This window comes from Vibrio sp. JZG10 (genome assembly GCF_054064075.1).
On the sequence record NZ_JBSUGE010000027.1, the window covers coordinates 40,164 to 54,989 of the forward strand.

The 14,826-nt window shown below is 47.3% G+C and carries 10 protein-coding genes; 8 read left to right on the forward strand and 2 right to left on the reverse strand.

What is annotated here, in order from left to right:
* Positions 1–59: 59 nt before the first annotated feature.
* The 3 genes from ACWYVB_RS21740 (at position 60) to ACWYVB_RS21750 (ending at position 4,164) form a co-directional block, all read left to right on the forward strand.
* Complete coding sequence (locus tag ACWYVB_RS21740; RefSeq protein WP_457530123.1) at positions 60–1,367, forward strand: anaerobic C4-dicarboxylate transporter; 1,308 nt, start codon at positions 60–62, stop codon at positions 1,365–1,367.
* 161 nt (positions 1,368–1,528) lie between these two features.
* On the forward strand, positions 1,529–3,340 hold the full coding sequence (locus tag ACWYVB_RS21745) for a protein-disulfide reductase DsbD (protein ID WP_457530125.1): 1,812 nt from the start codon (positions 1,529–1,531) through the stop codon (positions 3,338–3,340).
* A gap of 194 nt (positions 3,341–3,534) precedes the next feature.
* Complete coding sequence (locus tag ACWYVB_RS21750) at positions 3,535–4,164, forward strand: response regulator (RefSeq protein WP_005397542.1); 630 nt, start codon at positions 3,535–3,537, stop codon at positions 4,162–4,164.
* A gap of 26 nt (positions 4,165–4,190) precedes the next feature.
* Here ACWYVB_RS21750 and ACWYVB_RS21755 read toward each other — a convergent pair whose 3' ends face one another.
* Complete coding sequence (locus tag ACWYVB_RS21755) at positions 4,191–5,912, reverse strand: potassium/proton antiporter (RefSeq protein ID WP_457530127.1); 1,722 nt, start codon at positions 5,910–5,912, stop codon at positions 4,191–4,193.
* Between the two features lie 520 nt (positions 5,913–6,432).
* Between ACWYVB_RS21755 and ACWYVB_RS21760 the strand changes: the two genes are divergently transcribed.
* The 5 genes from ACWYVB_RS21760 to ACWYVB_RS21780 all read left to right on the forward strand — a co-directional run bounded on the left by ACWYVB_RS21760 (position 6,433) and on the right by ACWYVB_RS21780 (position 11,157).
* On the forward strand, positions 6,433–6,696 hold the full coding sequence (locus ACWYVB_RS21760) for a DUF4212 domain-containing protein (protein ID WP_005397548.1): 264 nt from the start codon (positions 6,433–6,435) through the stop codon (positions 6,694–6,696).
* Between the two features lie 12 nt (positions 6,697–6,708).
* Positions 6,709–8,436, forward strand: coding sequence for a sodium:solute symporter family protein (locus tag ACWYVB_RS21765; RefSeq protein ID WP_005397550.1), 1,728 nt, complete (start codon positions 6,709–6,711; stop codon positions 8,434–8,436).
* 256 nt (positions 8,437–8,692) lie between these two features.
* Positions 8,693–9,175, forward strand: a complete 483-nt coding sequence (locus ACWYVB_RS21770) for a hypothetical protein (protein WP_301569359.1) — start codon at positions 8,693–8,695, stop codon at positions 9,173–9,175.
* Between the two features lie 201 nt (positions 9,176–9,376).
* Positions 9,377–9,754: a hypothetical protein gene (locus ACWYVB_RS21775; protein WP_005382370.1), complete on the forward strand. Its 378-nt coding sequence runs from the start codon at positions 9,377–9,379 to the stop codon at positions 9,752–9,754.
* A 17-nt stretch (positions 9,755–9,771) separates the two neighbouring features.
* Positions 9,772–11,157: a class II fumarate hydratase gene (locus ACWYVB_RS21780; RefSeq protein ID WP_457530131.1), complete on the forward strand. Its 1,386-nt coding sequence runs from the start codon at positions 9,772–9,774 to the stop codon at positions 11,155–11,157.
* A gap of 94 nt (positions 11,158–11,251) precedes the next feature.
* On the opposite strand, the gene ACWYVB_RS21785 is transcribed toward ACWYVB_RS21780, so the two are convergent.
* Positions 11,252–14,683: a hybrid sensor histidine kinase/response regulator gene (locus ACWYVB_RS21785; RefSeq protein ID WP_457530133.1), complete on the reverse strand. Its 3,432-nt coding sequence runs from the start codon at positions 14,681–14,683 to the stop codon at positions 11,252–11,254.
* Between the last annotated feature and the right edge of the window lie 143 nt (positions 14,684–14,826).

Below are 14,826 nucleotides of genomic sequence, written 5' to 3' on the forward strand. Positions count from 1 at the left end.
ACTCCTGTTCCTGAGTGTTCAAAAAATCAGAATCAAATAAAAACTAAAGAGGTATCAATATGGTCATGCTCGAACTCTTCGTGGTTCTGCTCTTCATCTATTTGGGGGCTAGAATCGGCGGTATCGGCATTGGTTTTGCTGGTGGTGCTGGGGTCATTGCGTTGTCTTTGATCTTAGGTGTGCCAACAAGCCAAGCTTACATCCCAGTTGACGTAATTTTGATCATCATGTCTGTCATCACGGCTATCGCAGCAATGCAAGTCGCTGGTGGTTTAGACTGGATGGTGCAAGTTGCTGAAAACTTTTTGCGCAAGCATCCTGAGCGCATCACCTTTTATGCGCCTATCGTAACTTACCTAATGACATTAATGGCGGGTACTGGCCACACGGCATTCTCTACTTTGCCAGTGATTGCAGAAGTAGCGAAAGGCCAAGGCGTGCGCCCTTCTCGTCCACTGTCTATCGCGGTCGTGGCATCGCAAATCGCTATCACCGCATCACCAATCTCAGCGGCTGTTGTCGCGTTCGCGGCAATGCTGCACCCATTTGGCGTTGACTACCTAACACTACTAGCAATCTGTATCCCAACGACGTTCATCGCGTGCATGATCGGTGCGTTCGTGGCGAACTTCATGGGCTGTGAGCTAAAAGACGATGCTGAATACCAAGAGCGTCTAGAAAAAGGCTTAATCAAGCTAAATACAGAAGCAAAACGCGAAATCCTACCAACAGCGAAGAAAGCTACCTTCATCTTCCTAGGCGCAATCGCATTCGTAGTGTGTTACGCAGCAGCAATTTCTGGCTCTGTTGGCCTTATCGAGAACCCTGCTCTAGGTCGTAACGAAGCTATCATGACGGTAATGCTAGCAGCCGCGGCAGCTATCGTAATGAGCTGTAAAATCGACGCTGGCAAAATCCCAGCAGCAGCAACATTCCGCTCTGGTATGACAGCGTGTGTGTGTGTTCTTGGTGTGGCATGGTTAGGTTCTACCTTCGTTAACGCGCACGTTGAAGGCATCAAAGAAGTGGCTGGTGCGCTACTAGCAGACTACCCATGGATGCTAGCACTGGTTCTATTCTTCGCGTCTATGCTGCTTTACTCTCAAGGTGCAACCACGGTTGCGCTAATGCCAGCAGCACTTGCTATCGGTGTAGCACCACTAACCGCCGTTGCGTCTTTCGCAGCAGTAAGTGCGCTATTCGTACTGCCAACTTACCCAACGCTACTTGCGGCGGTTGAGATGGACGACACGGGTTCAACTCGTATCGGTAAGTACGTATTCAACCACCCATTCTTTGTACCTGGTGTGGTAACCATCGCTTCTGCGGTAGCACTTGGCTTCGCATTCGGTGGTCTACTGATCTAGTAGAAACAGAGTCTTACTCGGGGAGCTTCGGCTCCCTTTTTTATTGCCTGTTGTCTTGATTTATGCTCAATAAATCTTCATTTTCATGAAACTTATTGACTCGCCTCCGGGTCTGATTGAGTTACACTAACGGCAATTATCTAAGATGAATTGACTCTTTTATGCGCGCATTACTTTCCGTTTTACTCTTAGGGCTCATTACCTTTTCCACTCCGTCTTTAGCTTTATTTGGCAAAGACCAGTTTAACAATAGCCAGAACAACAGTTTTGGTAGCAGCAGCGACAGCTTTGTTCCGGTTGATCAGGCGTTTCCATTTAACTTCTACCAGCAAGATGACAAATTGATGCTCGATTGGCAGGTACGTGACGGGTACTACCTATATCAAGAGCGCTTGTCTGTAGCTGGTGAGAGAGTATCGCTAGGCGAACTGCAAATGGAAGACGGCACACCGCATAAAGATGAATTCTTTGGTGACGTGCATATCTATACTCAACCTCTCTTCGTTAATGTACCAATGCATGATTGGCAAGACGGTGCTCGCGTAGTCGTGCAATACCAAGGTTGTGCGAAAGCAGGCTTCTGTTACCCGCCAGAAACTCGCGTGATTCCTATCAGCGCGTTTTCTTCATCCAATTCCGACACCGTAGCACCGACTGCCAAGGCACCAACGACAGAACAAGCACAGCCAACAACAAAATCAACCACCACTTCAGTACCAGTCAGTGAGCAAGATAGCTTAGCCGCGAATCTAGCCGACAAGTGGTGGACGCCGTTGTTGTTTTTGGCACTTGGTGTGGGTCTAGCATTTACCCCTTGTGTACTGCCGATGTATCCCATTCTCACCAGCATCGTGCTTGGTAGCGGCAAACTGAGCCAACGTCGTGCGCTTGGTTTGTCATTTGTTTACGTACAAGGCATGGCGCTGACTTACACGCTGCTCGGCCTTGTAGTGGCGTCTGCGGGCATGCAGTTCCAAGCGGCGATGCAACACCCTTATGTGCTGATTGGTTTGAGTGTACTGTTCATCGCATTAGCTATGTCGATGTTTGGTCTGTACTCATTGCAGTTACCAAGCAGCGTGCAAACGTGGCTGAATAACTTAAGTAACAAGCAGCAAGGTGGTAGCAGTGCTGGCGTGTTTGCAATGGGGGCAATATCTGGCTTGGTTTGTTCTCCGTGTACTACCGCCCCACTCTCTGGTGCGCTGCTTTACGTCGCACAAAGTGGCGACTTACTCACTGGTGGGGTCGCCCTTTACGCGCTGGCGATGGGCATGGGGATTCCGTTGATCCTTGTGGCGGTATTTGGCAACAAGTTGCTACCAAAAGCCGGCGGTTGGATGGACCGCGTGAAAACGCTGTTCGGCTTTATTCTGCTTGCCGCACCTATCTTCTTGTTGGAACGCATCATGCCAGAAATGTGGTCAACAATTCTGTGGTCAACACTGGGCCTCGCTGCCTTTGGTTGGCTGTATCATGTGAAAAACAGCTTGGAGTTTGGTGGCTGGAAACAAAGCGCCGTTGGCATCATCGCCGTATTGGGTTTGCTCGCGTCAGCACAGCCAGTATTAAATTACTGGTTTGGTAATAACGCAACGCAAGCTCAACAAACTTCCGTAAGCTTTACACGCATTGCCAATGTTGCGGAGTTGGAAGAACAACTAGCGCTAGCCAAAGCAGCTGGCAAACCTGTGATGCTCGACTTCTACGCCGATTGGTGTGTGGCGTGTAAAGAGTTTGAGAAGTACACCTTCCATGATCCAAGCGTCGAAGCCAAGCTAAAAGACTTTGTTCTTCTGCAAGCTGATGTAACCAAGAACCAAGTGCAAGATATTGAGTTACTCAAACACATGAACGTACTTGGCTTGCCAACCATCGAGTTCTGGGATGCGAATGGCGAACACGTTTCAAACGCGCGTTTAACCGGTTTTATGCAAGCCGAGCCTTTCTTAGAGCACATCCAACAATTCTGATCATCAGATATTCAAACGCCAGTGATGACCACTGGCGTTTTTTATTACCCAGATTTGAATGAGAAAATTGCGCTTATATGCAATTTTCCTAATAAAAGTCGATTTGGTTCAGACTTTTAGCGAATAAATATTGTCCACTCTCTCAAAGCTGGACAATAATAAATTTAACGAAATAGTCAAAAGTGTTTAACGTCATGGATTCGACCTACACCATCATCATTGCAGATGATCACCCACTCTTCCGTAATGCCTTGTTTCAATCTATCCACATGGCAATCAGTGGGGCAAATTTGCTGGAAGCGGACTCACTCGACGCACTGCTGGCTTTGTTAGAGCGAGAAGAAGAGCCAGATTTGGTGCTATTGGATCTCAAAATGCCAGGAGCAAATGGTATGTCTGGCTTGATTCACTTGCGAGCAGAACACCCAGACTTACCAATCGTCGTCGTCTCGGCTAGTGAAGAGCCAGCGATCGTGACACAAGTGAAAAGCCATGGTGCGTTTGGTTTTATTCCTAAATCGAGCGATATGCGCGAATTGGTGAATGCGCTCAATCAAGTGCTCAATGGCGACCCGTATTTTCCTGAAGGGCTGATCACCAATAACGCGGCATGTAATGACTTAGCGGAGAAGATTGCCGCGCTAACGCCACAGCAATATAAGGTGTTGGGGATGTTGTCAGATGGCTTACTGAACAAACAAATCGCCTATGAATTGAATGTTTCAGAAGCCACCATCAAAGCGCATATGACGGCGATTTTCCGCAAGCTCGGCGTAAAAAACCGCACACAAGCCGTCATCATGCTAACGGAGATGAACGACTAGACTCACTCCTCGTCAGCGAGCAGGCTTTACTCGCTTGGCAAACGGATACCTACTTTGGTGACTTGTTGGTCAACGACATCGGCAATGATCCATTGCAAGCCTTGCCACTCGAATTGGTCCCCTAACACTGGTGTACTCCCCAATTGTTCTTCTACAAGGTTTCTTAAGCTTTTATCGAGTGATTCATCGCCCAAGTTCAGGCCATACATCATCGCAATATCGGCAAGGTTCACTTCAATATCTAGGAAGAAATCACCAAAGAATCGTGCCAATGACGCTTTCTCAGGCGCTTCACTAAATAGCAAGCTCAGGGCATCCAAATCCTTTTCTTGCGCCAACACACACAAGGTATCGTCTTCTTCGAGGCGCGTACTACCTGACGGATGCAATAACGCTTTATTGCGAAATACTGCGGCGATGCGCGTTCCATCCGGCATCGAAAGACTACGCAATGGTTCACCAATACACCATTTATCCGCTTTAAGCTTATAGATAAACAGTTCCCACTCACTAGTTGGGTAAATCTCCACACCTGTGCGTGAAATTGGCTCAGGTTTAGAAGGTAGCTCTACCTTCGCCAGAGACATCGCTTTAGTCAATGTGCCACCTTGTACAATCAAAGAGACCATTACCACGAAAAACGCCAAATTGAAGTACAACTGCGCATCTGGCAATCCTGCCATCATTGGAAATACTGCCAGAATAATTGGGACAGCACCGCGCAAGCCCACCCAAGAAACAAACCACTTTTCACGTGGTGTGAAACTCTTGAATGGCAGTAAACCGATCCAAACCGAGATTGGACGGGCAAATAAAATCATCCCAAAGGCCAGCGCCAAACCAGGCAACGCAATAGAGAGCAAGTTGGAAGGCGTAACCAATAAACCAAGCACGAGGAACATACCGATTTGAGCTAGCCACGTCATGCCATCTAGCACATGAAGAATGGAATGGCGGCTGCGTGTTGGACGATTACCTAGCAGTAAACCAACCAGATAAATTGACAGAATACCGCTGCCACCTAATGCATTAGATAAAGCGAAAATCAGCAAGCCACCACTGACGGTTAAAATCGAATATAAGCCATCCGGCAGTTGATTACGATTGATGACCTTCCACAAAATCCAGCCACCAGCAAAACCGAGTAAAGCGCCAATACCAAACTGCTTAAGAAAACTGAGCGCCAAAAAGCCCACACTCAAATCTGCATCTGGGGTCGCTAAAATAGCAATCAGAGTAACAGTCAGAAACACCGCCATAGGATCATTGGTGCCGGATTCAATTTCCAGCGTTGAGCCAACACGTTCGTTAAGACTACGACCTTTGAGTAGAGAAAAAACCGCGGCAGCATCTGTGGAGCCGACAATCGCACCAACTAATATACCTTGCAGCAAGTCTAAGTCGAATAACCACGTTGCCATCAGCCCGGTCAAAATAGTGGTGATCGCAACCCCAAACGTTGCCAAGGACACCGAAGGCCATAACGCCACCCTAAAGCTGGCAACCCGTGTTCTCATACCACCATCGAGCAAAATGATGGCTAATGCGAGGTTACTGACCAAGTAAGCGATCGAAAAATTATCAAATAAAATACCGCCTAAACCGTCTTCCCCCGCCAGCATTCCAACGGCTAAAAATACCAAAAGAATTGGGATTCCCAACTTAGAGGAAACTGGGCTTAAAAGAACGCTAAGTGCGATTAACAACGCACCTATAAGAAAAAAACTGTTAATGGTGTCTGCGTCCATTCTCACCCTCCCTTAATGAAAAACGATATGCTTGTGATGAGCTAAGGCGACTTCGTTAATAAGTTAATGCCTTAATCTGCCTCCTCCTTAAACCGTCCCAAAGCGCGAGGTTGTACGAGAATGACTCAGTTATATTACTTTATTGTGCGCTAAAACGGTGATTTGGTACGAAAACTTTATGTAAATAAATTACTTGTGAATTTTTCACGCCAATTTTTTCGCTGATTGATAAAAAGAAGAACGCAGAATGTTTCTGTTAAGGATCGCTAAAATCAATGAAGAAAAAATTAATCACGTCTCTTATTCGTGCTTTTTATCATTTCTCTCCTTAGACCTTTGGCTAATTTAACAGCTTTTTAACATTAATAAATAACCCTAACTTTTCTCTAAGCGACCATATCACGGGAGTTTTTTATTTTTTATACCCCGACTAAAGTTGAAAAGAGTTCTTGCCAACACCTTGCTAATGTACATGTTGAAACATTTTTTTAACAACAATACCAATCGTAAGGAGACGGCAATGGCATTTGAAAGCGAAGAAAGAGCCAAAGCCTATTGGGACAAAAACGTGAAGCTCATGATTGGCCTTATGGTCATCTGGTTCGTAGTGTCTTTCGGCTGCGGCATTTTATTTGTCGACGTACTTAATCAATTTCAATTAGGTGGATACAAACTTGGTTTCTGGTTTGCTCAGCAAGGCTCCATCTACACCTTCCTAGGTATTATTTTCTATTACGCATGGAAGATGCGCCAAATCGACCGTGAATTCGGCGTAGATGAGTAAGGAGTAACTCAGATGGATTTGAAAACTATTACCTACCTGGTTGTTGGTGCAACCTTCGTCCTCTACATCGGTATTGCGATCTGGGCGCGTGCGGGGTCAACCAAAGAGTTCTATGTCGCAGGTGGCGGGGTAAACCCAATCGCTAACGGTATGGCAACCGCTGCTGACTGGATGTCGGCGGCATCGTTCATCTCAATGGCAGGCCTAATTGCCTTTATGGGTTACGGCGGCTCCGTATTCCTAATGGGTTGGACGGGTGGTTACGTACTGCTTGCACTGTTACTCGCCCCTTATCTACGTAAGTTTGGTAAGTTTACGGTGCCAGAGTTTGTTGGTGAACGCTTCTACTCGAACACGGCACGTATCGTGGCGGTTATCTGTCTTATCATCGCATCGGTCACTTATGTTATCGGCCAGATGAAAGGCGTTGGCGTTGCCTTCGGTCGCTTCCTAGAAGTTGATTACTCAACAGGCCTACTGATTGGTATGTGTATCGTATTCATGTACGCAGTACTTGGCGGCATGAAAGGCATCACATACACGCAGATTGCTCAATATTGCGTACTCATTCTTGCTTACACTATCCCTGCAATCTTTATCTCTCTGCAACTTACAGGTAACCCGCTACCTCAGATTGGCCTCGGTAGTACCATTCAAGGCACCGATGTTTATCTGCTCGATAGGCTCGACCAAGTGGTGACCGAACTCGGCTTTAGTGAATACACTACGCAGGTTCGCGGTAGCACACTAAACATGTTCGTTTACACCATGTCATTGATGATCGGTACTGCGGGTCTACCACACGTTATCATCCGTTTCTTTACGGTACCTAAGGTACGTGATGCGCGTACTTCTGCAGGCTGGGCACTTGTGTTCATCGCTATTCTATACACAACAGCGCCAGCAGTTTCAGCAATGGCTCGTCTAAACCTAATGGATACCGTTAACCCAGCTCCGGGCCAACACCTTGCGTATGATGAGCGCCCTGATTGGTTCAAAAACTGGGAAACAACAGGTCTATTAGGCTTTGATGATAAGAATGGCGATGGCCTGATCGAGTACACCTCAAACCCTGACACCAATGAGTTGCGAGTTGACCGTGACATCATGGTACTAGCAAACCCAGAAATCGCTAAGCTACCAAACTGGGTCATTGCACTCGTAGCCGCTGGTGGTCTCGCTGCAGCACTATCCACAGCTGCGGGTCTGTTGCTCGCTATTTCGTCGGCGATTTCCCATGACTTAATCAAAGGGGTTATAAATCCGAACATATCCGAGAAGAAGGAGCTGCTTGCCAGCCGAATCTCGATGGCGGTGGCAATCGCAGCCGCAGGCTATCTCGGATTGAATCCTCCTGGCTTTGCAGCTGGTACGGTGGCGCTCGCCTTTGGTCTTGCTGCGTCATCCATCTTCCCTGCGTTGATGATGGGTATCTTCAGCAAAGGCATCAATAAAGAAGGTGCAATCGCCGGTATGATTGCCGGTATCAGTATCACACTGTTCTACGTATTCCAGCACAAAGGCATCCTATTCGTTGCTGACTGGAAATATCTAGAAAGCTGGGGAACCAACTGGTTCCTAGGTATTGAGCCAAACGCGTTTGGTGCTATCGGCGCACTATTTAACTTCATCGTGGCATTCGCGGTATCGAAAGTTACGGCGGAAACACCTCAAGAAGTTAAAGATCTTGTTGAACACGTTCGTGTTCCTGTTGGTGCAGGCGATGCCGTGGATCACTAAAATCTAACGCAAGCCACAAAAGCCCCACTTGGGGCTTTTTTATTCATCTAACTTATTCTAATAATTAGATTCCCTGAGCCGTAGCAAGGAAGCACACGAATGGCATTGGTTATATGTTCGGGGAACTCAGAAACAATCGTTTAGAACAAGGCAAAGATTGCAGCAAGCTAGTTGCTCTACCTTCAAAATCATTAACGAAGTTATTAATGATTTTAGCCAGTTAAAATGAACAGATAATTGATGGAATTAGTATTTTATGTTCAAAAACAAGCACTTTATTCTCGCTCTGCTGATTGCGCCGATTCTTTCTTTGATCGCCTACTTCGGCACCGATATGGCACTCAGCGAAAAACCCCACGCGGCACAAGAAGGGGAAACTTACAAACTCGCGAGTAAGTCTAACTGTCGTTACACCAGTGGACTGTGTGACATGGAAAATGGCGACTTTAAAGTGAAGTTTCGCTCAGAACAGCTCACGCAAAATGGCTTAGAATTGTCACTCAATGCCGCCTATCCACTCGAAGGGGTCAAAGTTTCCATCGTTAATGACGAAGAGAAAAATGCTCAGCCGATTGATATGAAGCCCGCCGATCAGGCTGGAAAAAGTTGGTACATTACCTTACCAAGACCAGCATCCGCAGAAAGTTGGTTAAGAGTCGTCATTCAATCTGGAGGCACACTTTATTACGGCGAAACACAAACCGCGTTTGTGAAGTACGAAACCTTATTTACAGAGTAATGGCCACAGATAAAGACACCGATATCCAAAACGTCGATACCTCATTGTCACCTCAGGACTAAATAATTCCCTCTCTGCCGACGCTTTTACGTCGGCTTTTGTTTCCGTAAGTCTTTCTTCAACAACCTCTTACTCTAAAAAGGGTTGCCAACCCACCACTTAATTGATAATAATTATCATTACATCAAACGAGAGGTGGTTATGGACAACAAACGGGACATCTTCAACGCATTTTTTAAAGCACAAGATAGATTCCTTCTCGCCGCACCACACGGCTTTGAGCCAGACGTAATTCATGACTATATTCATTGGGGAATGGTGTTGTCTTCCTGCTATGAACACGATGCCGATGAAGAAAATCTATTGTTGTGTGAGCTGTTTTTGCGTCAGGTTTATTTCCATCTACTAGACGCAATTCAAGACTCCACTCGCAGTCGCATCTTCCGTCGTGTCTGTCTCGATTCTATCCATACGCCATTATTCTGTCTCAAACGCTATTACTATCAGTTTGAACAAGGCGACGTGAAATTTCTCGCATTACAACAACAATTACGCCTGATTCAAATCTCACTCGATTAACCAAAAGGATCCCTACTATGAACACCGAATTCCGCATAGAAACTGACAGTATGGGCGAAGTGAAAGTCCCAGCAGATGCACTCTACCAAGCCCAAACTCAGCGCGCCGTCGATAACTTCTCATTCAGTCAACATAAGATGCCATCTGGCTTCATCCAAGCGTTGGCACACATCAAGCAGACTGCGGCACTCACCAACGCACAATTGGGGCTGCTTGAAGGTGATATCGCTAATGCGATTGCTGACGCAGCTCAGGCGATTATCGAGGACAATCATATTGAGCAATTTCCAATTGACGTATTTCAAACCGGATCAGGCACCAGCTCAAATATGAATGCGAATGAAGTGATTGCAACACTGGCCTCCCAGCATCTAGGCGGTACCGTCAGTCCTAATGATCACGTCAACATGGGACAAAGCAGTAACGATGTGGTGCCAACCGCAATTCAAGTTAGCACAGCATTAGCCATTGAAAAACAGCTCTTTCCGGCCTTGTCACACCTCAGCCAAGCACTAGAGTCTAAGCAGCAAGCACTGAAAGATGTTGTAAAAACTGGTCGCACTCACTTAATGGACGCGATGCCCATTACCTTTGCTCAAGAGCTTGGCGGTTGGCAGTTCCAAATCGACCATGCTAAGCAAGCGATTGAGCAAGCACTGCCAGCGGTAAAAGCCTTAGCCCAAGGTGGTACGGCGGTTGGCACGGGGATCAATGCCGATCCACGCTTTGCGGATTTATTCGCCAGCAACCTAACCCAGTCAACTCGTATTCAGTTCACGGCCAGTGATAATTTCTTTTTCAATTTAAGCAGCCAAGATGCGATCGTCGCCCTATCGGGACAGCTCAAAACAGCAGCAGTTGCGATCATGAAGATCGCAAACGATCTTCGCTGGATGAACTCAGGCCCATTGGCTGGTTTAGGTGAGATTGAATTACAAGGCTTGCAACCGGGTTCTTCCATCATGCCTGGCAAAGTAAATCCTGTGATCCCAGAAGCCGCAGCTATGGCCTCAGCGCAAGTCATTGGTAATGACACCACGATTACCGTCGCGGGCCAAGCAGGCAACTTCCAACTAAACGTCATGCTACCTGTCATTGCTCATAACGTATTGGAGAGCATCGAGTTGCTCGCTAACAGCGCAACCGCTTTAGCCGATAAGGCCATTGCAACATTTGAAGTTCGTCAAGATAACTTGGATATAGCGCTCGCCAAAAACCCAATTTTGGTCACGGCCCTCAACCCAGTCATTGGCTACCTGAAAGCGGCAGAAGTCGCGAAAAAAGCCTATAAGCAGGGGCGTGCGATTATTGATGTCGCAGAAGAAGAAACCGATTTAGATAGAGCAACGCTAGAACGATTGCTTAATCCAGCGAAGCTAACCCAAGGCGGCGTCGCGGAATAAGCGGCAAACTCAGCCTACAAACCAAAATAAGATTACAAACACAGAGACCTCCATTCGGAGGTCTCTTTTATAGCAACGCTAAAGCACTCTAAATTTATGCGACGCGGTTGAGCACCGAACGCAATTTAAGCGGCTTAACTGGCTTCGCAATAAAGCTGAACCCATTTGCCTTGATGCCATCAAGCATATCATCGGTGCGATCCGCGCTGATGATGACACCTTCAAAGCAGCTGCCTAGCCTCAAGCGACATTGCTGTAGCACTTCCAAGCCAGTACGACCATCATCAAGTCGGTAATCGGAAAAAATCACGTCCGGAATCCAACCATCCTCAAGCGCTTGTAGACTTTCAACTAAATCAATTGCAACTCGTGTATCGCAGCCCCATCGAGACAGTAAGTTTTCCATGCCGACTAGAATGTCAGGCTCATTATCGACACATAGGATTCTCAGATGACCAAGTTCAGATTGCTTACTCATTGCCACGTGAACTGGATGAGGCTGAACATGATCAGCTTTATCTAGGGTGATGGAAAAAACACTGCCTTTTCCAACCCAAGAGCGCATCGAAATTTCATGCCCAAGTACCTGAGCAATTCCCTTGGAAATCGCCAAACCAAGCCCGAGACCTTGGTCGGAACGAACTTGAGTTCCGCGATTAAACTCTTCAAAGATCTCTTGCTGCTTCTCTTCTTCAATACCTACACCGTTGTCCCACACATCAATACGCACTCGCCCTTTTACCCGGCGAACACCGAGCGCCACTTTGCCATTCGGGTTATAACGAAACGCATTGGTCAGGAAGTTTTGCACCACACGGCGCAGCAGTTTGGGATCCGATTTCACCATGAGTGAGGATGGAATCATGGTGAATACTATGCCTTGTTGCTTGGCTAATGCGCTGAACTCCGCATTCAAATTCGACAACACATCGTTTAACGCAAAACCGTGCACATTGACTTCCAGCTTGCCCGACTCCAAGCGCGAAATATCCAGCAAATCTCCTATCAGGTCTTCGGCCGCCTCTAAAGCACTCTCAATGTGTGCCGACAGCTTTTTGGCTTCGCTGTCTTTGGCAACTTCCGACAGTGAAGAAGCGAACAGGCGCGCCGCGTTGAGTGGCTGCATCAAGTCATGGCTTACTGCCGCCAAGAACCGTGATTTGGACTTCGATTCCAAATCGGAGCGTTGCGTCGCGGCCACCAGCTGTTTGTTAAGCTGTTCTAATTCCCGAGTCCGCAGACGCACCCTTTCTTCCAATGTCTCGTTGGCGTCTTTCAGCGCTTGCTCTGCATCTCGGAATACGGTGATGTCGGTAAAGCTCATCACAAAGCCACCACCTGGCATTGGGTTACCTTGTACCTCAATCACGCGACCATCGGGACGAACCCGAGAAGAGGTGTGCCGAGTCCCTTGCTCAAGGTGATACACACGGCGACGGACGTGGTCATCAGGATCGCCTGGGCCACATAAACCTTGCTCTGCATTGTGCCGAATCACATCCGCAATCGGTCGCCCAACTTGGATCAAGCCAGGCGGAAATTCAAAGAGTTCTAAGTAGCGTTGGTTCCACGCTACCAAGCGTAGTTGCTTATCGACCACCGCAATACCTTGGCCGATATGTTCAATCGCCCCTTGAAGTAGGCCTCGGCTAAAATCGTACAGTTCAGAGGCTTCATCGACGATAGTCGCCACCTCTTCAAGCTGCATGTTTCTTCCCTGCAGGGCAGAAGTAAGTACTAACTTAGCAGAAGAGGCACCGAATACCCCGGCTAATACACGTTCGGTATGTCGAATCAGAGAAGATGGCGCTTGCTGATTCGGCATTAGCTCTTCTCGTTGCTGGCTCCAATACGCTTGAAAAGCCGCTTTTACTCGCGTTCGCCCAACAAACCTAGACGCTAGCATTTCTAGTTCAGCAACCGTAACACGACTCTGGTATAGGCTCATGTTTTCGCTTTCAGGCAGTGGCGTACCAACGAATGATGCCGATTGTAAGCGCTCACTTAGGCTTGGTCGTGTAGTCATAGAAACCACGACAAAACACACTGCATTGGCGACCACGCTGAGGATCATCCCCCAATCTGAAATCGCAATGTCAAAGCCAGCCAATACCTCTGGTGGGGTGATCAACCAAATCAAAAAGTTGTTACTGGCATTCCCGGCAAGCATGTCCGTTTGGCTCATTAACGTAATCAGCCAAATGGTAAAGCCTACCGCCAAGCCAACATACACACCTTTCTTATTCCCTTGACGCCAGTACATACCGCCCACTAGCGCAGGCGCGAATTGCGTGATCGCCGCAAATGAGAGAAAGCCGATCGCTGAAAGTGAGTGAATGGTATCTAACGCTTGATAAAAACCCCAGGCGCCAATTAGTAGGACTAAAATCAGACCACGGCGGATCCGCAGTAATAATTCAGAGAAGTGATGATGGTTACGCTGCGTCAATCGCATGCGACGTAACAGTAGTGGCATAACCAAGTCGTTCGATACCATGATCGCTAAGGCAATCGTCGACACGATAACCATGCCACTGGCCGCCGAAGTGCCACCTAAAAATGCAAGCAAAGCGATTTCACTCGCCCCTACCGACATCGGCACACTGATCACATAAGTATCAGGCGAAGCACCACTCAACAAACCTTGCCCTACCCACGCAATAGGTAAAACAAAAATCCCCATCAAGATCAGATAAATGGGAAACAACCAACGAGCAACATGCAAATCTTGCGCTCGTTCATTTTCCACTACCATCGTATGGAATTGTCGTGGAAGACAAACAATCGCCAGCATCGTGAGTACGGTATGAATCAATATGGTCGGGATGTTTGGTGACTGATACGTCTGTGCGGCAACATCAACTAAGCTCAAATTCTCGGTGTTCATCGCCAACCAAACAATGAATACACCGACTACTAAAAACGCCAACAGTTTGATAATCGATTCGAAGGCAATCGCCATCATCATCCCACGATGGTGTTCCGTGTTATCAATGTGTCGGGTACCAAATAGCATGGTAAAAATTGCCAGTGCGACCACGACAAACCACGACACGCTATCGTTTTGATAACCAAAATCGGTAGCCAGTTCTGGGGCAATGATTTCTAGCCCCATGGTGATACCACGCAACTGCAAAGCGATGTACGGCAAAATTCCCGCAACCGCAATGAGTGTAACAACCACGGCCAAACCTTGAGATTTGCCGTAACGAGCTCCGATAAAATCAGCAATCGACGTGATGTGTTCCCGTTTAGCAATCAAAATAAGCCGAGCTAAAACGCGCCATCCGATGGTAAACACTAAAATGGGGGCAATATAGATGGGCAAGAAAGACCAAGGGTTACTGCTGGCCTGCCCGACCGTGCCGTAGAAGGTCCACGATGTACAGTACACCGCAATGGAAAGGCTATAAATCCACGGCCGCCAGCGTGCTAACCACCTTTTCTGAATGTCGCCGTACCACGCGATGATAAATAAGGCTCCCAAATACGTCAAAGAAACGGGAACCACCAGCCATCCTTGCATCCGATATCCTTTCTTGCCTTTCTTGCCGTTTTAAGGCAAGAGAATAAAAAAAAACCTCTCCATTAGGTTATATACAGTAACACAAAGGGTGTATATTGTGTATTAAGGCAGAGAAATCTGCCTTTTTATTGCACAACGAATCT